1 pseudogene is annotated in these 387 nt (G+C 76.5%); it reads left to right on the forward strand.

The features are described from left to right. Positions 1-387 (forward strand): annotated as a pseudogene (locus RM590_RS35820) (hypothetical protein); the annotation flags it as partial.

The following is a 387-nucleotide window of genomic DNA, read 5'->3' on the forward strand; positions in this document are numbered from 1 at the left end:
ACGGCGACCTGCGCAGACTCGTGGAGGACGGCCTCACCCACCTGACGCGGGCGCTGCGACCAAGTGCCGCCGTCGAAGGACAGGCCGGCCCGCCGTCCGGCCGACGCCTCTGGAAGGCGGGTCCCTTCGGCGACACGACGGACCCGTGCGCGGTCCAGCACGGCTCGGCGGGCGTACTGGCGGTCCTCGGCCGGGCCACCGAACTCCTCGACGGGGACGAACTGCACGCCTCCCACGGCCTGTTGGCGCGGTGGACCGACGAACGACGCGCATCCGTACCGCGGCTGCTGCCGGGCCTCTACTTCGGCCGCGCCGGCACGGCCTGGGCGCTGCACGACGCCGCCCGGCGGCTCGACGACCCCGCGATGGCGCGGCGGGCGGCGGACC

The organism is Streptomyces litchfieldiae (assembly GCF_031845365.1).
In the GTDB taxonomy this organism is placed as follows: Bacteria; Actinomycetota; Actinomycetes; order Streptomycetales; family Streptomycetaceae; genus Streptomyces; species Streptomyces litchfieldiae.